The 22,500-nt window shown below is 64.8% G+C and carries 22 protein-coding genes and 1 pseudogene; 7 read left to right on the plus strand and 16 right to left on the minus strand.

Translation table 11 applies throughout. The features are described from left to right. The 9 genes and pseudogenes from OC446_RS24135 to OC446_RS24175 all read right to left on the minus strand — a co-directional run. A pseudogene (locus tag OC446_RS24135) lies at positions 1-220 on the minus strand (branched-chain amino acid ABC transporter permease); the annotation flags it as partial. Continuing rightward, positions 217-1,239, minus strand: a complete 1,023-nt coding sequence (locus OC446_RS24140; RefSeq protein ID WP_262031558.1) for a branched-chain amino acid ABC transporter permease — start codon at positions 1,237-1,239, stop codon at positions 217-219. The gene OC446_RS24140 and the pseudogene OC446_RS24135, both read right to left, overlap by 4 nt. Next, positions 1,236-1,961 carry an ABC transporter ATP-binding protein gene (locus tag OC446_RS24145; RefSeq protein WP_262031559.1) on the minus strand — a complete coding sequence of 242 codons (726 nt, stop codon included), beginning with the start codon at positions 1,959-1,961 and terminating at the stop codon, positions 1,236-1,238. The genes OC446_RS24140 and OC446_RS24145 overlap by 4 nt, the downstream gene beginning before the upstream one ends. After that, positions 1,954-2,721 carry an ABC transporter ATP-binding protein gene (locus OC446_RS24150; protein ID WP_262031560.1) on the minus strand — a complete coding sequence of 256 codons (768 nt, stop codon included), beginning with the start codon at positions 2,719-2,721 and terminating at the stop codon, positions 1,954-1,956. The genes OC446_RS24145 and OC446_RS24150 overlap by 8 nt, the downstream gene beginning before the upstream one ends. Positions 2,722-2,739: 18 nt before the next feature. Further along, positions 2,740-3,930, minus strand: a complete 1,191-nt coding sequence (locus OC446_RS24155; RefSeq protein ID WP_262031561.1) for a substrate-binding domain-containing protein — start codon at positions 3,928-3,930, stop codon at positions 2,740-2,742. Between the two features lie 107 nt (positions 3,931-4,037). Beyond that, the gene (locus tag OC446_RS24160; RefSeq protein ID WP_262031562.1) at positions 4,038-4,973 is read right to left on the minus strand and encodes a DMT family transporter; all 936 of its coding nucleotides are present in this window, start codon (positions 4,971-4,973) and stop codon (positions 4,038-4,040) included. Between the two features lie 252 nt (positions 4,974-5,225). After that, entirely contained in the window at positions 5,226-6,140 is a 915-nt protein-coding gene (locus tag OC446_RS24165; protein WP_262031563.1) for an SMP-30/gluconolactonase/LRE family protein, read from the minus strand. A gap of 16 nt (positions 6,141-6,156) precedes the next feature. Further along, the gene (locus tag OC446_RS24170; protein WP_262031564.1) at positions 6,157-6,993 is read right to left on the minus strand and encodes a universal stress protein; all 837 of its coding nucleotides are present in this window, start codon (positions 6,991-6,993) and stop codon (positions 6,157-6,159) included. 153 nt (positions 6,994-7,146) lie between these two features. After that, the gene (locus OC446_RS24175; RefSeq protein WP_262031565.1) at positions 7,147-7,971 is read right to left on the minus strand and encodes a polyphosphate kinase 2 family protein; all 825 of its coding nucleotides are present in this window, start codon (positions 7,969-7,971) and stop codon (positions 7,147-7,149) included. Between the two features lie 138 nt (positions 7,972-8,109). On the opposite strand from OC446_RS24175, the gene OC446_RS24180 reads away from it, so the two are divergent. Next, positions 8,110-8,745 (plus strand): glutathione S-transferase family protein, encoded by a 636-nt coding sequence (locus tag OC446_RS24180; protein WP_262031566.1) that lies wholly within the window; start codon positions 8,110-8,112, stop codon positions 8,743-8,745. A gap of 3 nt (positions 8,746-8,748) precedes the next feature. Here the strand turns inward: OC446_RS24180 and ligD are convergent, their stop codons facing one another. From ligD to OC446_RS24215, 7 genes are all read right to left on the minus strand, one after another. After that, positions 8,749-10,329, minus strand: a complete 1,581-nt coding sequence (gene ligD / locus OC446_RS24185) for a non-homologous end-joining DNA ligase (RefSeq protein WP_262031567.1) — start codon at positions 10,327-10,329, stop codon at positions 8,749-8,751. 198 nt (positions 10,330-10,527) lie between these two features. Beyond that, a complete protein-coding gene (locus OC446_RS24190; RefSeq protein ID WP_262031568.1) occupies positions 10,528-12,177 on the minus strand; it encodes an ABC transporter ATP-binding protein in 1,650 nt (549 codons plus the stop codon). A gap of 1 nt (position 12,178) precedes the next feature. After that, positions 12,179-13,321 carry an ABC transporter permease subunit gene (locus OC446_RS24195; protein ID WP_262031569.1) on the minus strand — a complete coding sequence of 381 codons (1,143 nt, stop codon included), beginning with the start codon at positions 13,319-13,321 and terminating at the stop codon, positions 12,179-12,181. Positions 13,322-13,329: 8 nt separating this feature from the next. Continuing rightward, positions 13,330-14,250: an oligopeptide ABC transporter permease OppB gene (gene oppB, locus OC446_RS24200; RefSeq protein WP_262031570.1), complete on the minus strand. Its 921-nt coding sequence runs from the start codon at positions 14,248-14,250 to the stop codon at positions 13,330-13,332. A gap of 85 nt (positions 14,251-14,335) precedes the next feature. Continuing rightward, positions 14,336-15,922, minus strand: a complete 1,587-nt coding sequence (locus OC446_RS24205) for a peptide ABC transporter substrate-binding protein (RefSeq protein ID WP_262031571.1) — start codon at positions 15,920-15,922, stop codon at positions 14,336-14,338. 170 nt (positions 15,923-16,092) lie between these two features. Beyond that, positions 16,093-16,527: a GlcG/HbpS family heme-binding protein gene (locus OC446_RS24210; protein ID WP_262031572.1), complete on the minus strand. Its 435-nt coding sequence runs from the start codon at positions 16,525-16,527 to the stop codon at positions 16,093-16,095. Between the two features lie 46 nt (positions 16,528-16,573). Further along, positions 16,574-17,800 (minus strand): urate hydroxylase PuuD, encoded by a 1,227-nt coding sequence (locus tag OC446_RS24215; RefSeq protein ID WP_262031573.1) that lies wholly within the window; start codon positions 17,798-17,800, stop codon positions 16,574-16,576. Positions 17,801-18,006: 206 nt separating this feature from the next. Here OC446_RS24215 and uraH point away from each other — a divergent pair, with 206 nt between their 5' ends. The 6 genes from uraH (at position 18,007) to OC446_RS24245 (ending at position 22,293) form a co-directional block, all read left to right on the plus strand. Continuing rightward, on the plus strand, positions 18,007-18,360 hold the full coding sequence (uraH, locus tag OC446_RS24220; protein ID WP_262031574.1) for a hydroxyisourate hydrolase: 354 nt from the start codon (positions 18,007-18,009) through the stop codon (positions 18,358-18,360). A gap of 2 nt (positions 18,361-18,362) precedes the next feature. Further along, complete coding sequence (gene puuE / locus OC446_RS24225; protein ID WP_262031575.1) at positions 18,363-19,805, plus strand: allantoinase PuuE; 1,443 nt, start codon at positions 18,363-18,365, stop codon at positions 19,803-19,805. A 75-nt stretch (positions 19,806-19,880) separates the two neighbouring features. Next, on the plus strand, positions 19,881-20,327 hold the full coding sequence (gene lysM / locus OC446_RS24230) for a peptidoglycan-binding protein LysM (protein WP_009764250.1): 447 nt from the start codon (positions 19,881-19,883) through the stop codon (positions 20,325-20,327). A 66-nt stretch (positions 20,328-20,393) separates the two neighbouring features. Beyond that, a complete protein-coding gene (locus tag OC446_RS24235) occupies positions 20,394-20,711 on the plus strand; it encodes a rhodanese-like domain-containing protein (protein ID WP_262031576.1) in 318 nt (105 codons plus the stop codon). 136 nt (positions 20,712-20,847) lie between these two features. Continuing rightward, positions 20,848-21,285, plus strand: a complete 438-nt coding sequence (locus tag OC446_RS24240) for a c-type cytochrome (RefSeq protein ID WP_262031577.1) — start codon at positions 20,848-20,850, stop codon at positions 21,283-21,285. A 60-nt stretch (positions 21,286-21,345) separates the two neighbouring features. Beyond that, positions 21,346-22,293 (plus strand): c-type cytochrome, encoded by a 948-nt coding sequence (locus OC446_RS24245; RefSeq protein ID WP_262031578.1) that lies wholly within the window; start codon positions 21,346-21,348, stop codon positions 22,291-22,293. The last annotated feature ends 207 nt before the right edge of the window (positions 22,294-22,500 follow it).

Below are 22,500 nucleotides of genomic sequence, written 5' to 3' on the forward strand. Positions count from 1 at the left end.
CCAGCACGACGAAGACGCAGATCTTCGCCGCCGTGCCGAGCGGCTGGCTGCCGGAGAACAGGAACGGCGTCGCGGCGAGCAGCAGCAGGATGGCGAGGAGGATGGCGCTCAGCACTTTCGAGCGCGGCCTGTCGGAGGACAGGAGCGCGCTCAGGAGGCCGCCGCGCCGGCGCGTCTCGTCGAAAGGAAGGGCGAGGGCAGAGGCGGGGGATGTGCTCATCGGCGGGCCACCGGAAACAGGCCCTGCGGACGCCAGATCAGCACGAGAGCCATGACGAGGATGTTGGAGATCAGGGCGAGCTTGGGCTCGATGAAGCCGACGTAATTGGCCACCAGCGCCACGAGGATCGACCCGACGAAGCAGCCGCCGACGGAGCCGAGGCCGCCGATGATGATGACGATGAAGACGAGCACCATCACCTCCATGCCCATGCCGGCGGTGAGCGTCTGGCGGTAGAACGCCCACATGACGCCGCCCAGGCCGGCGAGCGCGGACCCGGCGATGAAGACACTCACGAAGAGGCGGCGGATGCGGTAGCCCAGCGCCTCGACCATCTCGGGGTTCTCGACGCCCGCCCGGATCAGCAGGCCGATGCGGGTGCGGTTGAGGATGAGCTGCATCCCGCCGAACACCACGAGGCCGATGGCGACCGCGACGACCCGGTAGCGCTCCATGACGATGTCGCCGAGCACGAAGGCGCCGCGAAGCGATTGCGGCAGCGGGATCGGGATGGGCGAGGCGCCCCAGATGGCGTGGATGAGCTGCTCGGTCACGATCAGCCCCCCCATGGTGACGAGGATCTGCTTCAGATGGCTGCCATAGACCGGACGCACGATGACGCGCTCGAAGACCGCGCCGGCGATGCCCGTCACGGCCATGGCGGCGAGGATGCACAGGAGCAGCAGGGAGAGGTTGAGCCCGATGGAATCCGCGCTCGCCCAGCCGGCCAGCGGCCCGAGCACCAGAAGGGTCGCGTAGGCGCCGAGCGAGATGAACACCCCGTGGCCGAAATTGATGATGTCCATCAAGCCGAAGACCAGCGTCAGCCCCGAGGCCATGAGGAAGATCATCATGCCCATGGCGAGCCCCGCCACCGTGAGCGTCACCCAGGTCGAAGGGCTGCCGACGAAGGGGAGGGCCACGAGGGCCAGGACCGGGATCAACAGGAGCGGCAGCCAGTCCGTCTTGGCGCGCGGCAGATCGGTCGGGGCGGCGGCGTCAGTGGTCAGGTCGCTCATTGATGCGCATCCAGGGAAAGGCCGAGCAGGCGCTGCTGCAGGGCTGTGTCGGCGACGAGCTCGCTCATGGCGCCGGAATGCACGATGCGCCCGTCATCCATGACGACCACGTTGTCGCCGAGCGCCGAGGCGGCATAAAAGTTCTGCTCCACCAGCAGGATCGTCTCGCCGGCGGCTTTCAGGGCCTTGAACGCCTCGATCATCGAGCGCACCATCACTGGCGCGAGACCCTTGGTCGGCTCGTCGATGAGGAGCAGGCGACGCGGCTCTGCGATGGCGCGGGCGATGGCGAGCATCTGCTTTTGCCCGCCGGAGAGATTGCCCGCCGGCAGGTTCCAGAAGCGCTTGAGGGCCGGAAACAGGCCGAGAATCCAGTCGAGCCGCGTCTTGTCGAGCGGGCCGCTGCGGGCGGCGAGCACGATGTTCTCGCGCACGGTCAGGTCGGTGAAGATGCCCATGGATTCTGGCACATAGGCGATGCCTGAGCGCGCGATGTCCGGCGTGGCGCTCGCGGTGATGTCGCGGCCGTCGAACCGGATGCGGCCGGACGAGGCCTGCCACAGGCCCATGATCGTGCGCAGGGTCGTGGTCTTGCCCGCGCCGTTGCGGCCGAGAAGCATGGTCAGCTCGCCGGCGGGCACGGCGAAGTCCACCCCGTGCAGGATATGGTAGGGGCCGATATGCGTGTGCACGCCCGACAAGTGGAGCAGGGGCTCAGGCACGGGAGACCTCCACGCCGAGATACGCTTCCTGCACCACGGGCGAGGCGATGACCTCGGCGGGCTCGCCATCGGCGACGAGCGTGCCGTTGTGCAGCACGATGATCCGGTCGGAGAGCGAGCGCACCACGTCCATCTTGTGTTCCACGAGGAGCACCGTCGCGTCGCCGCGCTGCTTGATATCGTGGATGAGTTCGAGCACGGTCGGCACCTCGTCGACGCTCATGCCGGCGGTCGGCTCGTCGAACATGAACACCTTCGGCTCCATGGCGATCAGCAGCGCCACTTCGAGCTTGCGCTGGTCGCCGTGCGAAAGCGCCTTGGGGGCGATGTGGCGCTTGTCAGCCAGGCGCACGCGCTCCAGGATATCTTCCGCCTTTTCGATCAGGTCGCGGCGGGCGTTCCATACCTTGAACAGGGACCAGCCCGCCTCGGCGCGGCTCTGCACGGCGAGCCGCACGTTCTCAAGCGCGGTCAGCTGCGGAAAGAGATTGGTGAGCTGGAACGCGCGGCCCAGGCCGCGCTTCGCCCGCGCGGAGGCGGGAAGCGAGGTGATGTCCTCGCCCTCGACCATCACATGGCCCGACGTGGCGCGCAACTGCCCGGAGATGAGATTGAAATAGGTCGTCTTGCCGGCGCCGTTCGGGCCGACGATGGCCGTGAGCGTGCCGGGCGTGAACCGGCACGACACGTCGTTGACGGCCACGTGGCCGCCGAAACGAATGGTAAGCCCGCGCGTTTCAAGCGCGGGCGTGGTTGTCATCGATCGGGTCACGTCGGCTCAGCGCTTGTTGCGGACCGGGATCGGCATCTTGTCGGCCGGGATGGTGGCCACGAGATCGAGCAGGTCGTTCGCGTCCTTGCCGTTGGCCTTGACCTTGAAGTGATACATCTCCTGCAGGGCCTGATGGTCTTCCTTGCGGAAGGTCATGGGGCCCTTCGGCGTCTCGAAGGTCATGCCTTCCATGGCCGCGATCAGCTTCTCGGTGTCGGTGCCGCCCGCCTTCTGGATCGCCGTGACGGCCGCGGAGGCAGCCGCGAAGCCACCGGCGGTGAAGAAGTCCGGCGGCGCGTTGAAGCGCTTCTGGTGCTCGGCCACGAGCCAGTCGTTCATCGCGTTCTTCGGGAAGGCATAGTAGTAATACACCGCGCCTTCCATGCCGGGATAGTTCTTGTAGATCTGCATGGCCGGCAGGATGTTGCCGCCGGGCGCGATCTCGATGCCGAAGCGCTCGGGCTTCAGGTCGGCGATCTTCGGCAGCGGGTGCTGGCCGGCCCAGATGATGTTGATGATCTTCTTGCCCGGCTTGTCCTTGAGCGCGTCGAAGATGCGCTGGGCGGAGGCCGTGAAGTCCGTGGCGTTCTGGGGCGCGAATTCCTCGAACACCACCTTCGCGTTCGGGCGGATCTCGGCGAGCGCGTTCTTCAGGGCGGCGACGCCGTCCTTGCCGAAGGCGTAGTCCTGCGCGAGCGTCGCGATGGACACCTCTCCGCTGGCCGGAACGGCGGCCGCGGCCCCGTAGGCGTCCTGAGTCGAGTTGCGCGCGGTGCGGAAGATGAAGCGGTTCCACTTCTCGCCCGTGATCGCGTCGGCCACGGCGGGCTCCACGATCAGCACCTTGCCGTTCTCTTCCGCCACCGGCAGCATGGCGAGCGCCGCGGCGGAGGACGTGGTGCCGACGGCGAGATCGACCTTGTCGTCGTTGTAGGACTGCTCCAGCAGGGTCTTGGCGAGGTCGGCCTTGAGCTGATCGTCCTTGACGATCACATTGATCTTGCGGCCGTTGACCGCCATCGTGCCCTTGGTGAGATATTCCAGGCCCATCATGAAGCCGGCTTCGGTCTGCTTGGCATAGGCTTCAAGCGGCCCGGTCTTGCCGGCGATCAGCGCGATCTTGATGTCTTGGGCGAAAGCCGCGGAGGCAAAGAGAATGCATGCCGTAGCGGTAGCGATTGTAAGCTTCAGGCGCATCGAACTCCCCGTCGTGTTATATGGGATCATTGATGGCTTTGCAGTGCAGCATGTCAAGTTCGACTCTCGGACCATGAGCGGCCTGCGCCATGTGACTGCACTCTCGCTCAGGCTTCCGGCAGAACGGGTGTCTCGATGTCCTTCGCCACGCGCCCGCGCCGGGCGGCTTCGCGCTCCAGCAGAATCAACGCCACGCCGGCGGCGCAGATGACGGCGGCGCCGACGAGCGTCCAGAAACCGACCACGTCGCCGAAGAACAGGTAGCCCAGCACGATGGCCCAGACGATCAGCGTGTATTGATAGGGCGCGACGACAGAGGCCGGGGCGATCTTCAGCGCGCGATTGACGCAGACATGCGCCGCCATGGACACGATGCCGAGCAGGAACAGGCCCGCCAGGTCGAGCGGTCCCGGTGTCGCCCAGGCGAGTGGAGCCGCCACGAGGCCGAAGATCAGCGCACCGAGAATCTGTCCGAATACGAGAGTCGCGTCATCGGTCTCGCGCAGCTTGCGGGTCGTGATCATCAGGAGCGAGTAGAACAGGCTTCCCGCGAGCGCGATGAGGGCCGGCAGGGACAGGGTGGCCGTGGACGGACGCAGGGCGATGAGAACGCCCACGAAGCCGACCGCAATCGCGAGGATACGCGGCTTGTCGATCTTCTCGCCGAGCCAGAATGCCGCGAAGGCGGCCACGTAGATCGGACCTGCCAGATAATAGGTCATCACATCAGCGAGCGGCAGATAGGTGACGGCCCAGTAGAAGCAGGCGACCTCGAGGGTCGACAGCGTGATGCGCACCGCATGCAGTCCCGGCTGCGGCGGGATGGCGAAGGGCACCTTCCGCTGACGCATCAGAGGCAGGAGAACCATGAGGGCCGCGATGCTGCGCAGAAGCAGAACTTGGCCGACCGAATAGGTTGCGACGAGCCACTTCCCCATGACGTCGTTCATGGCGAACATGAACACGCCGAGCAGCATCAGGCCGATGCCGACGAGAGTGCCTGAACGAACGACTTGCGCGGAGGATGGACCGGAGTGACTCATGAGGCGCATTCATGAGCGAAGCGCCAGTGATGCACAAGCATTGTCGAACACGACCTTAGTCAGAGACGGGTTCGCTGCGCGACTCTCATACCCGCCACGTCATCACCGGCCTTGTGCCGGTGATCTCGATGGGAAAAGCGCCGTGCCTCACCGGATCGGGATGGCCGGCACAAGGCCGGCCATGACGTCGTGGTTGTGATTCCAGGACGCCGAAGGCGAACCCGACCCGGAACGGCGACGAGTTGCGACGCGCTAAAACGTCTTCGCCCCGTTCACCGGCAGCAGGATCGCGTAGAGGGATGTGGTGCCGCAGATGTAGAGGCGGTTCCGCTTCGGTCCGCCGAACACCACGTTCGCGACCCCCTCGGGCACCAGGATCTTGCCGATCAGCGTGCCGTCGGGGTCGTAGCAATGGACGCCGTCGCCCGCGCTGGTCCAGATCCGTCCCGCGTCGTCCAGCCGGAAGCCGTCGAAAAGGCCCGCCGTGCAGGTGGCGAAGACCCGGCCGTTGGAGAGGCTGCCGTCGGGGCTCATGTCGAAGACACGGATGTGGCGCGGGCCGTCCTTGACATGGGTCGCGCCGGTATCGGCCACGTAGAGAAGCGTCTCGTCGGGCGAGAAGGCGAGCCCGTTGGGTCGCACGAAATCGTCGCCGACGATGCGGATGTCGCCCGTCTGCGGATCGACCCGGTAGACATGGCAGGCGCCGATTTCGCTCTCCGCCTTGTGGCCCTCGTAATCCGAGTCGATGCCGTAGGCCGGGTCGGTGAACCAGATCGAACCGTCGGACTTCACCACCACGTCGTTGGGGCTGTTCAGACGCTTGCCCTGGTAATGGCTCGCCAGAACGGTGATGGAGCCGTCGTGCTCGGTCCGCGTCACGCGCCGGTTGCCGTGCTCGCAGGTGACGAGGCGCCCCTGACGGTCGACGGTGTTGCCGTTGGAATAGCCGGCCGGATGGCGAAAGACGCTCACGGTCCCGGACGTCTCGTCGAACCGCATCATGCGGTCGTTGGGAATGTCGCTCCAGACGACGTAGCGGCCCGCCGGGAAATAGGCCGGGCCCTCCGACCAGCGGCAGCCCTCCGCCAGCTTTTCCAGGCGCGCCGATCCCTTGAAGAGGTGCTGGAAGCGTTCGTCGAGAACAACCGCGACGTCTCTGAACATGGGCCTCGATATCCTGTCAGTGCGCCATCAGGACGGGAATGGTCGTGTTGCTGAGGATATGGCTGGTCGCACCGCCGAAGAACATCTGCCTCAGGCGGCTCTGGGTATAGGCGCCCTTTACGAGAAGATCGCATCCGAGAGCGGCGGATTCGGACAGGATGGTCTCTCCGGGCCTGTTCGACGGATCGGCCGCCGTGATCGCCTCGGCCGGCATGTCGTGCATGCGCAGATGCCTTGCGAGCTCCGCTCCGGAAGGGCCGGGCACGCCCCAATCCTCGAGTTCGAGCACGACGATGCGCCGGGCCTTCTTGAGCAGGGGCATCGCGCCCAGGACCGCGCGGGCGGTCTCGGTGCTGCGGTTCCAGGCGATCACAGCTGTCTCGGCGAAGGTCCGGGGCGCCTGAGGAGGTGCGATGAGGACGGGGCGGCCGGTCTCGAACAGGGCGGATTCCACGGTGGAGAGGCGGGTCTGGCCGTTCGACCCGTCGGGACGCCCGACCACGATGAGGTCGAACACCCGGCCATAGGCGCCGAGGAACGCATCCTCCGTCAGCCCGTCCTGCCGCCAGCCGAAGCCCAGCCCGGGCAGGCCCGCGGACGCGCGCTCGATCTGCTGCACGGTCATGAAGGCTTCGAACCGCTCGCGGCAGGCGCGGGCCATTTCGAGCCGGTTCTCCGGGGTGATGGGGGAGGGCACGCCGATGGCGATGTCCACCGGCAGCACGACCGGGTAATCGGGGGTGATCGCGATGCCCTCGATATAGCTGTCGAAGATGCGGCCGACCTGCAGGGCGGTCCGCAGCTGGGGCTCGACGATTCCGTGGTCTTCGATCGGGACGAGAATGCTTTTCATAAGGATTATTGTCGCGCTTAAACTCGCGCTCGGCAAGACCGTCCGGAAATTCGCCCCGGGCTGTGGATGGGCTCGAGATCCGTTTGTCGTCGGCTCCAGAAGGAAGGCCCCGCCCGCTCGCGCGCTCGTCCGGGCTTCCGGCGGCCGCTGGCGTCACTCGATTTTGAAATCTCCCGGGCTCCAGGAGACTTTCGGATATTGCGGGTCCATCTCCTCCAGGGTCGCCTTGACGATGGAGGCGATGGCCGCGTTGCGGACCCATTTCCGGTCGGCGGGAATGATGTGCCAGGGCGCCCAGGGCGTCGAACAGCGATTGAGCATGATCTCGTAGGCATCCTGGTACTCGTCCCAGTGCTGCCGGTCCTCCAGGTCGCCCGGGTTGAACTTCCAGTGCTTCGCGGGATCGTCCAGGCGCTCCTGCAGCCGCTCCTTCTGCTCGTCCTTCGAGATGTGCAGCATGAACTTGAGAATGGTCGTGCCGGTCTCGGCGAGCAGCTTCTCGAACGCGTTGATCTGCTCGTAGCGCTGCTCGATGGCCTGTTCCGGCGCGAGCTTCCTGACCTTGCCGATCAGCACGTCCTCGTAATGCGAGCGGTTGAAGATGCCGATGGTGCCGCGCCTGGGGCAGGCATTGTGAACGCGCCAGAGGTAATCGTGCTCCAACTCGGCCCGTGTGGGCGGGCCGAACGCATGAACCGAAACGCCCAGCGGGCCGGTCGCGTTGAAGACGCCGCGGATCGTGCCGTCCTTGCCTGATGTATCCGTGCCTTGCAGGATCACGAGCAGGGATCGTGCGCCTTCTGCGTAGAGACGATCCTGCAGGATGTCGATGTCCTTGGCGAGAGATGCCGTCGCCGCCTTCGTCTCCTCCTCGTCCTTGAACAGAGACTTGTCCCGAGGGTTCCAGTCCTTCAGCCGAACCTTCGCGCCGGGTTCGACCCGAAGCTTGTTCATCAAGGTCTGTTCCTGATCCGCCATGCCCTATCCTCCACGTCCCCAGGACGATAGGGCGGGACGGCCGGAAAGGAAGGTTGGACGGCGGCTCGCGTGCTCTTTACGGGCGTTCCGGCAGTGCCTACCAATGATCAGCCAACCGATAGGGAAGAAGCCGCCACGATGCTGTCACTCTACTATTTTCCCGGAAATGCCAGCCTCCTGCCGCACATGATGCTGCGGGAAATCGGGGCCGAGTTCGAGCTGCGCCTCGTGGATCGCGGGCAGAACGCCCAGAAGAGCGCGGACTATCTCAAGCTGAACCCCAGCGGGCGAATCCCGGTCCTCGTCGATGGCGACCTGGTCCTGTTCGAGACGGCCGCCATCGCCCTCCACCTCGCCGACAAGTTCCCCGAATCCGGTCTCGCGCCAGGCGTCGGAACCGCCGAGCGCGCCGCGTTCTACAAGTGGATGATCCACCTCTCGAACACGCCCCAGGCGGAATACCGCGCCTGGTTCTATCCGCACGAGCACGTCATCGACGAGGCCGCCGCGCCGACCGTGAAGCAGGCGGCCGGAGAGCGCCTCGACCGCATGTTCGATGTGATTTCCGCCCAGCTCGGCGACAGGACGTGGCTGCTCGGCGAGCGCTTCTCCGCCGCGGACCTTTTCCTGTTCATGCTGATCCGCTGGGGCCGGGGCATGCCGCGCCCGCCGCGCAGCCTCCAGAACCTCGATGCCCTCGCCGAGCGGGTGCTGGCACGGCCCGCCGTTCAGAAGGCGCTCGAGGTGGAAGGCATCAAGGCTCCCGTCTTCTGAAGCCTATTTCGCGCGCGATGTCCGCTTCGATGCGCGGCGTTCGGGCAGCGTCTGATCGATTTTGCCCATTTCCGCCCAGGGGTCCCGCTTCAGCGAGGCGAGGCGCTCGCTCAGGTTCTCGACGGTGAACCCGTTGGGCCTGAGGCCCGGCGAGAGTTCCTCCCAGGCGATCGGCGTGGCCACGGGAGCGCCGGGCCGCGAGCGGGTCGAGTAGGGGGCTATCGCCGATGCCTCGCGATTGTTGCGCAGATAATCGATGAAGATGCGGCCCTCGCGCTCCTGCTTGACGGAGGTGGTCGTGTAGCGATCCGGCTCGTCGGCCGCCATGGCTTCCGCGATCTCGCGCGTGAATGCGAGAGCGTCCTTCCAAGGCGCTTTCGGCTTGAGCGGCACGACGACATGGAGGCCTTTTCCGCCGGTCGTCTTCACGAAGCTCTCCAGCCCGAGGGCTTTCAGACGGTCGCGAACGGCCAGTGACCCCGCGATGACGTTCGGCCATTCCACGCCCTCTCCGGGATCGAAGTCGAAGATGAGCCGGTCGGGACGGTCCAGGTCCGCCAGGGTCGCGCCCCAGACGTGCATTTCCAGTGCGCCAGATTGGACGAGCGCTATGACGCCCTGGATGTCGCGGACCGTCAGGATTTCAGACTTGCCCTTTCCGTCCGGCACCATGTCCCGATGGATGAAGGAGCTCATGCCCGCCCAGGAATGGCGCTGCACGAAGCACTTCTTTTCCGTTCCTCCGGGACAGCGGATGAGCGTGAGAGGACGGTCGACCAGATGCGGCAGCAGCCAGTCCTGGATGCCGAGATAGAACTCGGCCAGTTCCTGCTTGGTGAGCCCCTGATCCTCCCACAGCACGCGGTCGGGATGGGTGAGGGGAACGCCGGCCACCTCGGTTTCGCTTGCCTTCGCGGCCTTGGCAGTCGAGGAGACACGCGTCGCGGGTTTCTCCGCCTTTGTGGCCGCGGCTTTCTTCGTGGGCGCTTTCCGCTTCACGGGGCTCTTCGTCGTGCGACCTGGCGCGATCTCCTCAAGCGACCGGCCCGTCTTCACCGACAGAGGCGCTTCGTCGAGAATGTCCGGGTCCTCATCGCCGCGGGCATAGCCGTCTTCGGCCTTGATCAGAAGCCAGGATTCCTGCTTCTCGCGCGGACGCTTCGCCATGCGGACCAGATGCCATGTCCCATGCAGCTTCTCGCCGTCGAGGCGGAAGGTGAGGCGGCCCTTCCCGTAGGCTTCATGCGGGTCGCCTTCCGGCTCCCAGGTGCCGCGATCCCACAGCAGAACGGTGCCGCCGCCATATTGGCCTTCGGGGATCGTGCCCTCGAAGTCGCCGTAATCGAGCGGGTGGTCCTCAACATGAACCGCGAGACGTTTCTCGCCCTTCACGAGGCTCGGCCCCTTCGCGACGGCCCAGCTCTTGAGCACGCCGTCGAGTTCGAGGCGGAAATCGTAATGCAGGCGGGAGGCGTCGTGCTTCTGGACGACGAAGGCGGCTCCGCGATGGCGGGACGCTTTGCCCGCCGGCTCGGAGGTTTTCGTGAAGTCGCGCTTGGCGCGATAGGCTGCGAGCTTTGCCATGGCGCGGAGTCAAATCCGCGCTATGGGGTCTGGTTCCAGTCTCAGGAGGCTGGCTCACAACTCTCTGACCTCATCCTGAGGAGCAGCGAAGCTGCGTCTCGAAGGATCGTCCAGAGTGCACGGGAGGCGCCCTCGTCCTTCGAGATGCTTCGCTCCTCAGGATGAGGGCTCAGGGATGTGCCTGTTGTGGGTCAGACGTCAAGAGGCCAGGGGCTGGGTTGTCGGTTCGGCGATGCCGCGCTCGGTCAGGAAGGCGGCCGCGATCAGGTCGCGGGTATAGTCTTCGTGTGGCCTGTCGAAGATCTCCTCGGCCGTGCCGCGCTCCACCACCTTGCCGCTCTTCATGACCATGATCTCGTCCGAGAGGGCGCGCACGACCGCGAGGTCGTGGCTGATGAAGACGTAGGCGAGGCCGTGCGCCTTCTGCAGACCGCGCAGCAGCTCGACGATCTCTTTCTGGACGGAGCGGTCCAGGGCGGAGGTCGGCTCGTCGAGCACCACGAGCTTCGGATGCAGGATCATCGCGCGGGCGATGGCGATGCGCTGGCGCTGGCCGCCCGAGAACTCGTGCGGGAAGCGGTTGCGCCAGGCCGGGTCGAGCTGAACCTCCTCGAAGGCCTGGGCGGCGCGCCGGTCGCGCTCCTTGCGGGAAATGCTGGGTTCGTGCACGAGCAGGCCCTCGGTCACGATCTCACCCGCCGTCATGCGCGGCGAGAGAGAGCCGAAGGGGTCCTGGAACACGAGCTGAAGGTGGCGCCGCAGGGGCCGCATGCCGCCGCGATCGAGCGGCATCAGGTTGCGGTCTTCGAAGCGGACGAGGCCGGAGGCAGGGAGCAGGCGCAGGATGGCCCGGCCGAGCGTCGACTTGCCCGAGCCGGATTCGCCCACCACGCCCACCGTCTCACCGGCGCGGACCCGCAGGCTCACGTCGTCGACGGCGCGCAGCACATGGGTCGCCTTGCCGAAGAAGCTCTTCTCCAGGGTGAACTGGACCGCGATGTTCCGCGCGTCGAGCACCACGGGAGCCGTGGACGCGACCGGCTCCTTGCGGCCGGCCGGCTCGGCATCGATGAGCATCTGCGTATAGGGGTGCTTCGGCGCCGCGAAGATGGCGTCGGTGTCGCCGCTTTCGACCACCTCGCCGCGCTTCATCACATAGGTGCGGTCGGCGAAGCGGCGCACCACGCCCAGATCATGGGTGATGAACACGATCGACATGCCGAGCCGCTTCTGCAGGTCGGCGAGAAGCTCCAGGATGCGGGCCTGGACGGTCACGTCGAGGGCCGTCGTCGGCTCGTCGGCGATCAGCACGTCCGGGTTGTTGGCGAGAGCCATGGCGATCATCACGCGCTGGCGCTGGCCGCCCGACATCTCATGCGGATAGGAATCGATACGCCGCGCCGGATCCGGGATGCGCACGAGCTCCAGGAGCTCGATGGCGCGCTTGCGGGCCTCGGCCTTGCTCAGGCCGCCATGGGTGGTGAGCGGGAGGCTGAGCTGGTCCCCGATCCGGTAGAGCGGATCGAGGGAGGTCATCGGCTCCTGGAAGATCATGGTGAGCTTGGAGCCGCGGTAGTTGTTGAGCCGGCCGGGAGACAGGCCCACCAGCTCCTCGCCGCGATACTTGACCGAGCCTTCGGCCCAGCCGTTCGAGGCGAGAAGTCCCATGACGGACATCATGGTTTGGCTCTTGCCCGACCCGGACTCGCCCACGATGGCGACGGTTTCGCCTGGGTTGATGTCGAGATCGATGCCCTTCACCGCATGGAGGATGCCGTCGCCGGTGCGGAACCGAACGTGAAGGTTGCGGACGGAAAGAACGGGTTCGGCCATGGTTGCGTCCTTCATCTCAGCGATCCTTCGGGTCGAGAGCATCGCGCAGGCCGTCACCGATGAAGTTCAGGCAGAACAGGATCGCGACGAGCGTGATGGAGGGGTAGATGAGCATCCAGGTCGCGCCCTGGATGTTCTTGGCGCCTTCCGAGATCAGGACGCCGAGGCTGGTGTTGGGCTCCTGGACGCCCAGGCCGAGGAAGGAGAGGAAGCTTTCCAGCAGGATCACCTTCGGCACGAGAAGCGTCATGTAGACCACCACCGGGCCGAGCGTGTTCGGGATCACGTGGCGGCGGATGATGCCCTTGGTTTCGACTCCCAGTGCCTCGGCGGCCTGCACGTATTCCTGCCGCTTGATGGAAAGGGTCTGGCCCCGGACGATGCGGGCCATGTCGAGCCATTCGACGGCGCCGACCGCAATGAACATCAGCACGAAGTTGCGGCCGAAGAACACGACCAGCATGATCACGAAGAAGATGAAGGGCAGCGAGTAGAGCACGTCGACGATGCGCATCATCACGAGATCGACCCGCCCGCCGAGATAGCCGGACGTCGCGCCGTAGATCACCCCGATGATGATCGCCACGAAGGTGGCGAGCAGGCCGATGGCGAGCGAGACCTGACCCGCCTTCATGGTGCGGGTGAGAAGATCGCGTCCGTTTGTGTCGGTGCCGAAGAGGAAGTATTGCCGCTTCAGGGGCACGTCCACGACGAGGCGCTGTCCCTCCTGCTGCTTATCCACCACGCGGGCGGGGCCGAACAGGTCGGAGCGCTCGAAATAGGCGAGGAGCCGCTCGTCGATGGGCCGGCTGCTCGAACTCACCAGCGTCATGTGGACGACATCGTTGTCGATGGTGATGTTCTCGGCCTTGGCGCGAACACGGGCGCCGATGCGCTCGATATTGGGCTCGATCTGATCGGCCTTCGGGTAGGCCTCGAGGCTCGCCGGCACCTTCACGTAGTCGGGATAGACCCGGTCGAAGGGGTGGCCGGTGAAGAACGGCCCGAAGATGCAGGCGAGCGCGATCAGGCTCAGCACGATGATGCTGGTCAGCGCGGCGCGGTTGCGGATGAGACGTCCACGGGCCTCGGCCCAGAGGGATCGTCCGGAGATGGGGCCCGTCATGGTCTCGACGGGAAGAACGGCGCCTTCAGCCATGGGAGATCTCACTCGTAGCGAATGCGCGGATCGATAAGGGCGTAGAGAATATCGACCACGAGGTTGAAGAGCAGAACGAAGACAGCAACCACCACGACCGTGCCCATGACGAGCGTGTAATCACGGTTGAGCGCGCCTTCGACGAAGTAGCGTCCGATGCCCGGCAGGCCGAAGATGGTCTCCACCACCACGGAACCGGTGAGCAGGGCTGCCGCCGCCGGGCCGAGATACGAGACCACCGGCAGGGCGGCGCCGCGCAGGGCATGGGCCACGATCACCCGCGTGGGCAGGCCCAGCGAGCGCAGGGTGCGGATATGGTTGGAGCGCAGGTTTTCGATCATGGCGGCGCGGGTCATGCGGGCGACCACCGCGATCTGCGGCAGGGACAGGACCAGCACGGGCATGATCAGGTTGCGCAGATTCCCGTTGGCCCATCCGGCGACCGGGAGCCAGGCGAGGGCCAGGCCGAAAACGATCTGGAAGATCGGCGCCACCACGAAGTTCGGGATGGTGAGGCCGAGGGCGCCCATGCCGGTGACAAGATAATCGACGGTGCTGTTCTGGCGCAGGGCCGCAATGGACCCGAGAGTCCCGCCGACGATGATGGCGAAGGACAGAGCCAGTGCGCCCAGCGTCATCGAGATGGGCAGGCCACGTGCGAAGAGTTCACCCACGGAGAAGTCGCGCAGGATGAAGGAGGGGCCGAAATCGCCCCGCACGACGGCGCCCAGGTACAGCAGGTATTGCTGGAAGAGCGGCTTGTCGAGCTGGTAGATCCGGTTGAGGTTTTCCATCACCTTGGCCTCGAGGGGGCGCTCCAGATCGAACGGCCCGCCGGGCGCAAGCCGGATCAGGAAGAACGAAATGGTGATGATGATGAATAGGGTCGGGATGGCCGATAAAAAACGGCGAAAGATGAAGGAGAGCACGGAAAGCTCCTCCGGCTGATACAGCGTAACAATAAAAGAATAGGGCGGCCTGACGCGCAGACCGCCCCCCTTATCAGATTTATTTTTACTGCGTCTTCGACAGGAAGCGCGACGGATAGACGCCGCGGGTGTTCTGAACGAAGCCCTTGATCTTCGGCGAGATCAGGTTGCTCTTGCCGTAGTACATGATCGGGATCCAGGGCATGTCCTTCATGAGGATCGCCTCGGCCTTCTTCATCATGTCGGCGCGCTTCGTCAGGTCGAGCTCCTTGGCCGCGTCGTCAAGCAGCTTGTCGAACTCCGGATTGTTGTACTTGCCGTAGTTGAAGCCCTTGTTGTCGCTCTTGAGCAGGAACAGGAAGTTATTCGGATCGGAGTAGTCGGCGATCCAGCCGTAGCGGGCCACGTCGAAGTCGCCGCCGTCACGCAGGTGCGCGAAGTGGGTCTTGCCGTCCGTGTTGATGAAGGAGGTCTCGATCCCGGCCTGCTTCCACTGCTCGGAAATGGCGATGACCGTATTCCGGTTGTTGTCCGTGGTGTTGTAGCGAATCTCGACCTTCAGCGGCTTGCCGGGGCCGAAGCCCGCTTCCGTGAGGAGCTTCTTGGCGGCGTCCTCGCGGTCGATCGGCGACTGGTCCTTGTAGCTCATGTAAGCCGGTTCGCCGTAATTGCCCACGCCCGGCGGCATGAACGAGTAGCCCGGCTGCATGGTCTGGCCCCAGATCTGCTCGGCGATGAACTCGCGGTCGATCAGCATGGACAGGGCCTGGCGCACCTTCACGTCGTTGAAGGGAGCCTTGGAGGAGTTCACGACCATGTACCAGGTGCCGAGATACGGGCCGAGCTTGACCTGATCCTTGAAGCGCTCCTTGAGCGACTTCATCTGGTCGGCCGGCACGTCGTCCGTGGTGTCGAGCTCGCCGGCCTCATAGCGGCGGACCATGGCGGCGAAGTCGGGGGTCGGGAAGTAGTTGACCGTGTCGATCTGGACGTTCTTGGCGTCGTAGTAATTCTCGTTCTTGGCGAGCTTGATGTGGGAGTTCGGCACGAACTCGACCAGCTTGTACGCGCCGTTGGTCACCATGTTGCCCGGCTTCACGAAGTCCTTGCCGAACTTCTCGACCGAGGCCTTGTGCACGGGAAGGCTGGTTTGGTGGGTCAGCAGCTCGATGAAGTAGGGGGTCGCGGCTTCGAGGGTGATCTCGACCGTCTTGGGATCGACGGCCTTCACGCCGAGCTCTTCAGGCTTGCCCTGGCCCTTGTTGATCTTCTCGGCGTTCTTGATGGGATAAAGGATGTTGGCGTATTTCGCGCCGGTCGCCGGGTCCATGATGCGGCGGTAGGAATAGACGAAGTCCTCGGCCGTGACCGGGTCGCCGTTGGACCATTTCAAGCCATCACGGAGGGTAAAGCGATAGGTCTTGCCGTCGTCGCTGACTTCCCACTTCGCGGCCTGGCCGGGAACGGCTTCGCCCTTGGCGTTGTAGGTCACGAGGCCTTCGAGCATGTCGCGCAGGATGTGCGATTCCTGGACCGTCGAGGTCTTGTGGGTGTCGAGCGTCTCCGGCTCGCCCGAATTGGCGCGGTTATAGACGACTTCGGCCGACGCGGCACCCATGAGGGCGGCTGTGGCGACGGCGGCAAGGGCCGTGCGTTTGATCCATGATGACATTGGGCGGGTTCCCTTTCTGGCTTTATGTCAGGCTTTTGAATGTCTCGGTCACTGCCGGTTAGGGCAGTAACCTTGCCCTATTTGTTGATCAATCAACTGTTTATGTCCAGTACTATCCCTCAAAACGGGAAAAGATGAAGAATAGTAAAGATTTAAGTTGGTGAGGGGCCTCAGGCCCCGGTGTCGAACACCAGTCCGGCCGCCTCGATGCCCCCAGCGGCGGCGATCTCGTCGTTGTCCGAGGTATCGCCCGAGACGCCCACGGCGCCGAGGATCTGGCCCTGGGCGTCCTTGATCAGGACCCCGCCCGGGACCGGGACGAGCTGGCCACCGACCGCATGGGTGGCTGAGGCGATGAAATAGGGGCGGTCGGTCGCCATCTTGTGCAGGGCGCGGGAGCCGACGCCGAGGGACAGTGCGCCATAGGCCTTGCCCATGGCGATCTCTGCCCGTTTCAGGCTGGTCCCGTCCTCCGAGAGGAGCGCCTTGACCGCGCCGCGAGCGTCGTAGACGACGACGGACAGCGGCTTGAACGCTTTCTCCCGCGCGGTCTTGAGAGTGGCGGCGGCGATTTTCTGGGCTGCTTCCAGGGTGAGGTCGGTCACTTGGTTTCTCCAATGGATGTCGTTGGTGGTGGGCGGACGCGCGGGTTCAGCGCGTGGCCGTGTCCTTGGCGGCCAGCCAGGTCGCCACGGCCCTGCGCTCGTCCAGGGTCATCTCGGTGATGTTGTTGGGCGGCATGGCGTGGGTCAGCACGCTCTGGACGCGGATGATCTCCGCATGGCGGGCGATCTCCTCCGGCGTGTCGAGGCGAACGCCCTTCGGGGCGGTCGTGATGCCGTCCCACACGGGCTCGGCCGCATGGCACATGGAGCAGCGGGACTGGATGGTGAGCACAGCCTCGTCGAAGGAGGCGGTCACGGCCGCGGGCGTCGCCGCCGCGGGAGCCGCCGCCAGATTGGCGTTCCCCGGCTTGCCGATGATCGAGAGCCAGATCGCCGCCCAGATGCACAGCGCCGCCAGCGCCCATGTCCACCAGGGCGATCCCTTGCCGGCATGCTGCGAGTTGAAGAAATGCCGGATCGCCGCGCCCGCGATCACGATCAGCCCGATGATGGCGACCGCATAGTGCGACGACCATGCGAGCGGGTAATGGTTCGACAGCATCAGGAAGATGACGGGAAGCGTCAGGTAGTTGTTGTGCGTCGAACGCAGCTTGGCTTCCTTACCGAGTTTCGGATCGGGCGAGCCGCCCGCCAGCAGGGTGTCCACCACCTTCCGCTGGTTCGGGATGATGATGAAGAACACGCTCGCCGACATCCAGGTGGCGATCATCGCGCCCGTATGGAGAAAGGCCGCGCGGCCGTTGAACACCTGGGTGAAGCCGAAGGCGGCGAGCAGGATGTAGACGAAGAGCGCGACTCCGAGGACGATGCCGTTCTTGCCCAGGGGAGAGCGGCAGAGGCCCTCGTAGACGAACCAGCTCACTGCGAGGGCGCCGATGCCGATGGCGGGCGCCTGCCAGGGCGCGAGCGCCCGGACGCTCGGATCGATCGTGTAGAGATCAGCGTGGAGATAATAAACCCAGACGATGAGAAAGAAGCCGCTGATCCAGGTGGAATAGCTCTCCCATTTGAACCAGGTCAGTTCCTTCGGCAGCTCCGGGGGCGCAACGAGATACTTGCGCATGTTGTAGAACCCGCCGCCGTGCACCTGCCAGGCCTCGCCGCCGACCCCTTCCGGCAGCCCCTCGCGCTTCTTCAGACTGAGATCCAGATGGATGAAATAGAAGGACGAGCCGATCCAGGCGATCGCGGTAATCACATGGATCCAGCGAATGATCTGGCTGATCCATTCGGAAATCTGCGGGTCGATCATGCAGTCCCTTGAGCCGTGAAGGAAATTGCACCCTAGGGCCGTGCTTCGGTTTGCGGAAGGCCCGGCCGCGGGCTTTTTCAACAGGAACCCTGTTCCGGAAACCCGCCATTTCCGCAATGAGACTTATGGATGCGGCTTGACGCCGGGGCACGGGGCCGAAAGATGATCCCGGATCAACGGAAGCTGTTCTTCACCCGCGAGGTACCATGGGACGCCTGTCCACCCACGTTCTCGATACCGCCAACGGCCGGCCCGCGTGCGGCGTCGTCATCGAGCTTTTCACCGTGGAGGGCGAGCAGCGCCGCTCGATCCTGCGCACGGTGACCAATGCCGACGGGCGCACGGATGCGCCCTTGATGACCGGCGAGGCGTTCCACACGGGCACCTACGAGCTCGTCTTCTCGGTCGGGGCCTATTTCAAGGCGCTTGGCACAGCGATCGCCGATCCGCCGTTCTTGGATCTCGTCCCGATCCGCTTCGCCATCGCGGAGCCCGACGGGCATTATCATGTGCCGCTCCTCGTTTCGCCCTGGAGCTATTCCACCTATCGAGGAAGCTGACCTTGCCCGAGACAACCTATCCCCGCGACCTCGTCGGCTACGGCCGCAACCCGCCTCATCCGCGATGGCCGAACCGGGCGCGGATCTGCGTTCAATTCGTGATCAATTACGAGGAGGGCGGCGAGAACAACATCCTCCACGGCGACCGCGCCTCCGAGGCATTCCTGTCCGAGATCGTGGGAGCTCAGGCATGGCTCGGCCAGCGTCACATGAGCATGGAGTCGATCTACGAATACGGCTCCCGCGCGGGTTTCTGGCGCCTGTGGCGGATGTTCACCGAGCGCGCCATGCCCGTGACCGTCTACGGCGTCGCCACGGCGCTCATGCGCAACCCGGACGCGGTCGCGGCCATGAAGGAGGCCGATTGGGAGATCGCCAGCCATGGCCTGAAATGGATCGACTACCGCGACTTCTCGGTGGAAGAGGAGCGGGCGCACATGAAGGAGGCTATCCGCATTCATACCGAAGTTACGGGCGAGCGGCCTCTGGGCTGGTATACGGGCCGAACTTCTGAGCATACCAACCGCCTCGTGGCGGAGGAGGGCGGGTTCCTCTACAGCGCCGACTCATACGCCGACGAGCTGCCTTACTGGGAACGGCACGGCGACCGGCAGCAGCTGATCGTGCCCTATACGCTCGACGCCAACGACATGCGTTTCGCGACCCCGCAGGGCTTCAATGCGGGCGACCAGTTCTTCGCCTACCTGAAGGACAGTTTCGATACGCTCTACGCGGAGGGCGAGACGGCGCCGAAGATGCTGTCGGTCGGCCTCCATTGCCGCCTCGTCGGCCGCCCCGGCCGCGCCACCGCCCTGGCCCGCTTCCTGGACTACATCGCGTCTCACGAGCATGTCTGGGTGGCAAGGCGCATCGACATCGCCCGCCACTGGATCCGGCATCACCGTCCGGCAGACCTCAAGCCCAGCCGCATGAGCCGCATCCTGTTCGTCGATGTTTTCGGCGACATCTTCGAGCACTCGCCCTGGGTCGCGGAACGCGCCTACGACGCCGGCCTGACCACCGGGCAGGATACGGCCGAGGGGCTGCATGCCGCCATGGTCCAGGCGCTCGCCGAGGGAACCCGCGAGCAGAAGCTGGCCCTGATCAACGCCCATCCGGATCTCGCCGGGCGTCTCAAGCTCGCCGACCTCACGGCCGATTCCCGCAACGAGCAATCCTCCGCCGGCCTCGACAGCCTGACCGAGGAGGAGCGCAACCGCTTCCTGAAGCTGAACGACGCCTACCGGCAGAAATTCGGCTTCCCCTTCATCATGGCCGTGAAGGGTCGCTCGAAGGACGAGATCCTCGCCGCCTTCGAGGAGCGGTTGGAGCATGACCCCGAGCAGGAATTCGACACCGCCATCGTGCAGATCGAGCTGATCGCCCTGCTGCGGCTGAAGGACCGGCTGCCGTCGCTGGCCGATGTCTTCTCGAACCTCGCCTGACCGGAACCTGGAGGGCGAATGCGCGTCTTCCTCCCAGCTTGGCCATCGTGAGCCGAGCGTCAGGAGGAGGACGACATGGGTCTGTTCAAGTTCATCAAAGAGGCCGGCGCCAAGATCTTCGGTGGAAGCGCCGCTGCAGCAACCTCCGATAAGCTCCAGCAGGAGGTCCAGGGCCACGGATTCGACGCTTCGAAGCTCGGCATTCAGGTCGAAGGAGACAAGGTGAAGCTGTCGGGCCAAGCCACCAGCCAGGAGGAAGCGGAGAAGATCATCCTGTCCCTCGGCAACACCTATGGAGTGGCCGAGGTCGACACGAGCGAGCTTCAGGTTCAGCAGCCCGCGCAGGCTTCGACCATGTATACCGTGCAGAAGGGCGACACCCTCTGGGAGATCGCCGAGAAGCACTACGGCAAGGGCAAGGGCGCGAAATATACTGAGATCGTCAAGGCCAATTCCCCGCCGGTGAAGGATCCCGACATGATCCAGCCGGGCTGGGTGCTGCGGATTCCGCCTCTCGCATGAGCCGGGATCGGATTGGCTCCTCCCTGTGAAGCCGGTATGAGTGGCCCATCGCAGGGAGACATGTCCATGAGTGAAGCGCCGACAATCATCGATCTCGACCGGGAGGCCATCAAGCAGGGGATGCAGGACGGATCCCTCGTTCTGGTCGATGTCCGTGAGCCGCATGAGTTCGCCGCCGGGCATATTCCCGGCGCCGTCTCCCATCCGCTCTCGGCCTTCGATCCGTCTTCCCTGCCTGACGGCAAGCGGATCGTGTTCTCCTGCGCTGCGGGCGTCCGCTCAGTCCGGGCTCTCGAATTCGCTCAGGCCGCCGGCCGCGACATCCGCGAGCATTACAAGGGTGGGTTCAAGGACTGGGTCGCCTCGGGCGAGCCCGTAGAATGAAGACGTCGGCTTGGGCCATTCACGGAGATTTGTTTTGAGGTGGAGTGCTCAAGCTTAACGAGATATGCGCTAATGCCGGCCCGCTGACGGTGGTTCGTAGGGACGCCATCGGTCGCGCCCATAAGGGAAAGACAATATGAAGCGTACGATTTTTGCCGCCGGCCTCGTGGCCCTTGGGGTGACTGCCGCCATCGCGCAGAGCGACGTGGTTGCGCAGCGCCAGGCGCTCATGAAGGAGATGGGAGCGCAGACGCGGCCCATCGGTGCCATGATGCGTGGCCAGGAGGCGTTCGACCTCGCCAAGGTACAGGCCAGCCTGAAGGTGCTTGCGGAAAACCCCGTGAAGTTCGTGGCCCTGTTCCCCGAGAACTCGAAGGACGCCCCCAAGACCGAAGCCCTTCCGTCCGTTTGGGAGAACAAGGCCAAGTTCGAATCCTACGGCAAGAAGATGAGCCAGGACGCCCAGACGGCGATGGCCTCGATCAAGGACGAAGCCTCGTTCAAGGCGGAAATGCCGAAGGTCCTCCAGAACTGCGGGACCTGCCACAACGAGTTCCGCAAGAAGAGTTCCTAAGTCCGAGAGCCTGAAGATGGGCGGCCTGAGGGCCGCCCGTTTCATTTTGGAGATGCGTCGATGCGCAAAGCGCTCGTTGGGCTTTTGGTTCTGGCACTAGTCGGAGCGCTGGGCTTTTGGGGGCTGACCTCACCGATGGCCTATGCTCTCGTCAGAGGCGACGGCCAGGGCTATTGGGTCACACCTGCCGCGTTCGATCGGGACGTGAATTTGGAGAATGGCCGGACCCTCTTTTATGCCGGAGGCTGCACCTCCTGCCATGCCGTGCCCAATCAGGACGACAAGCTGCGGCTCGGCGGCGGGTATGCCCTGAAGTCGCCCTTCGGCACCTTCCACGTTCCGAACATTTCGCCTCACAAGCAGGATGGCATCGGCTCCTGGAGCGTCACGGACTTCATCCGCGCCATGCGTGAAGGCACGTCTCCCGACGGACGCAACTATTACCCGGCCTTCCCCTATACAAGCTATCAGCGGATGAGCCGCGAGGACCTGCGCGACCTCTTCTCCTTCATCATGACGCTTGCGCCCGTCGAGGGCCGGGCTCCGGCTCATGAATTGCCGTTCCCCTACAACATCCGCCGGGGCGTCGGCCTGTGGAAGCTGGCCTTCCTGGACGGCGAGGTCTTCCGGCCGGATCCGTCCAAGTCCGCAAGCTGGAACCGGGGCGCCTTTCTCGTGAACGGGCCGGGCCACTGTGCCGAGTGCCACAGCGAGCGCAACGCCGCGGGCGCGATCATCGCCGACAGGCGCTTCGCCGGCGGACCTGACCCGGAGGGCAGGGGCGTCGTTCCCAACATCACCCCGCACCCCACCGGCATCGGAGGCTGGACGACTGATGACCTCGCGACCCTGCTGAAGACGGGCGAGACGCCGAATTTCGACACGGTTGGCGGACCGATGGGCGCCGTCGTGGGCAACACGTCCCATCTGTCCGATACCGACCGTCAGGCCATGGCGGAATATCTCCTGTCCCTTCCGCCGCGGCCGGGCTTCAAGAAGCCGGAATAGGCTCCCAGAGGACAGGCGCGAATGCGATTGCCGGAGCGACGCCCACTCACGTTACGACCGGAAACGACGCCCTCCACGTCATGGCCGTCCCGGGACTTGATCCGGGGACCGGTCGTGACCGCCCACGTCTCTCCTCCCCAACCCTCCACCTCATCCTTGTAACTTGAGTGGCGCCTTGTCTGGTAAAGATGAGGTTGCGGTGGCGGG

This window comes from Microvirga sp. Mcv34, assembly GCF_024519725.1.
Classification (GTDB): domain Bacteria; phylum Pseudomonadota; class Alphaproteobacteria; order Rhizobiales; family Beijerinckiaceae; genus Microvirga.

Coding starts and splice junctions, on each gene's coding strand:
- OC446_RS24140 (WP_262031558.1), bottom strand. CDS start 1,239: ATGAGCGACCTGACCACTGACGCCGCCGCCCCGACCGATCTGCCGCGC.
- OC446_RS24150 (WP_262031560.1), bottom strand. CDS start 2,721: ATGACAACCACGCCCGCGCTTGAAACGCGCGGGCTTACCATTCGTTTC.
- OC446_RS24155 (WP_262031561.1), bottom strand. CDS start 3,930: ATGCGCCTGAAGCTTACAATCGCTACCGCTACGGCATGCATTCTCTTT.
- OC446_RS24160 (WP_262031562.1), bottom strand. CDS start 4,973: ATGAGTCACTCCGGTCCATCCTCCGCGCAAGTCGTTCGTTCAGGCACT.
- OC446_RS24165 (WP_262031563.1), bottom strand. CDS start 6,140: ATGTTCAGAGACGTCGCGGTTGTTCTCGACGAACGCTTCCAGCACCTC.
- OC446_RS24170 (WP_262031564.1), bottom strand. CDS start 6,993: ATGAAAAGCATTCTCGTCCCGATCGAAGACCACGGAATCGTCGAGCCC.
- OC446_RS24175 (WP_262031565.1), bottom strand. CDS start 7,971: ATGGCGGATCAGGAACAGACCTTGATGAACAAGCTTCGGGTCGAACCC.
- OC446_RS24180 (WP_262031566.1), top strand. CDS start 8,110: ATGCTGTCACTCTACTATTTTCCCGGAAATGCCAGCCTCCTGCCGCAC.
- ligD (WP_262031567.1), bottom strand. CDS start 10,329: ATGGCAAAGCTCGCAGCCTATCGCGCCAAGCGCGACTTCACGAAAACC.
- OC446_RS24190 (WP_262031568.1), bottom strand. CDS start 12,177: ATGAAGGACGCAACCATGGCCGAACCCGTTCTTTCCGTCCGCAACCTT.
- OC446_RS24195 (WP_262031569.1), bottom strand. CDS start 13,321: ATGGCTGAAGGCGCCGTTCTTCCCGTCGAGACCATGACGGGCCCCATC.
- OC446_RS24205 (WP_262031571.1), bottom strand. CDS start 15,922: ATGTCATCATGGATCAAACGCACGGCCCTTGCCGCCGTCGCCACAGCC.
- OC446_RS24215 (WP_262031573.1), bottom strand. CDS start 17,800: ATGATCGACCCGCAGATTTCCGAATGGATCAGCCAGATCATTCGCTGG.
- uraH (WP_262031574.1), top strand. CDS start 18,007: ATGGGACGCCTGTCCACCCACGTTCTCGATACCGCCAACGGCCGGCCC.
- lysM (WP_009764250.1), top strand. CDS start 19,881: ATGGGTCTGTTCAAGTTCATCAAAGAGGCCGGCGCCAAGATCTTCGGT.
- OC446_RS24235 (WP_262031576.1), top strand. CDS start 20,394: ATGAGTGAAGCGCCGACAATCATCGATCTCGACCGGGAGGCCATCAAG.
- OC446_RS24240 (WP_262031577.1), top strand. CDS start 20,848: ATGAAGCGTACGATTTTTGCCGCCGGCCTCGTGGCCCTTGGGGTGACT.
- OC446_RS24245 (WP_262031578.1), top strand. CDS start 21,346: ATGCGCAAAGCGCTCGTTGGGCTTTTGGTTCTGGCACTAGTCGGAGCG.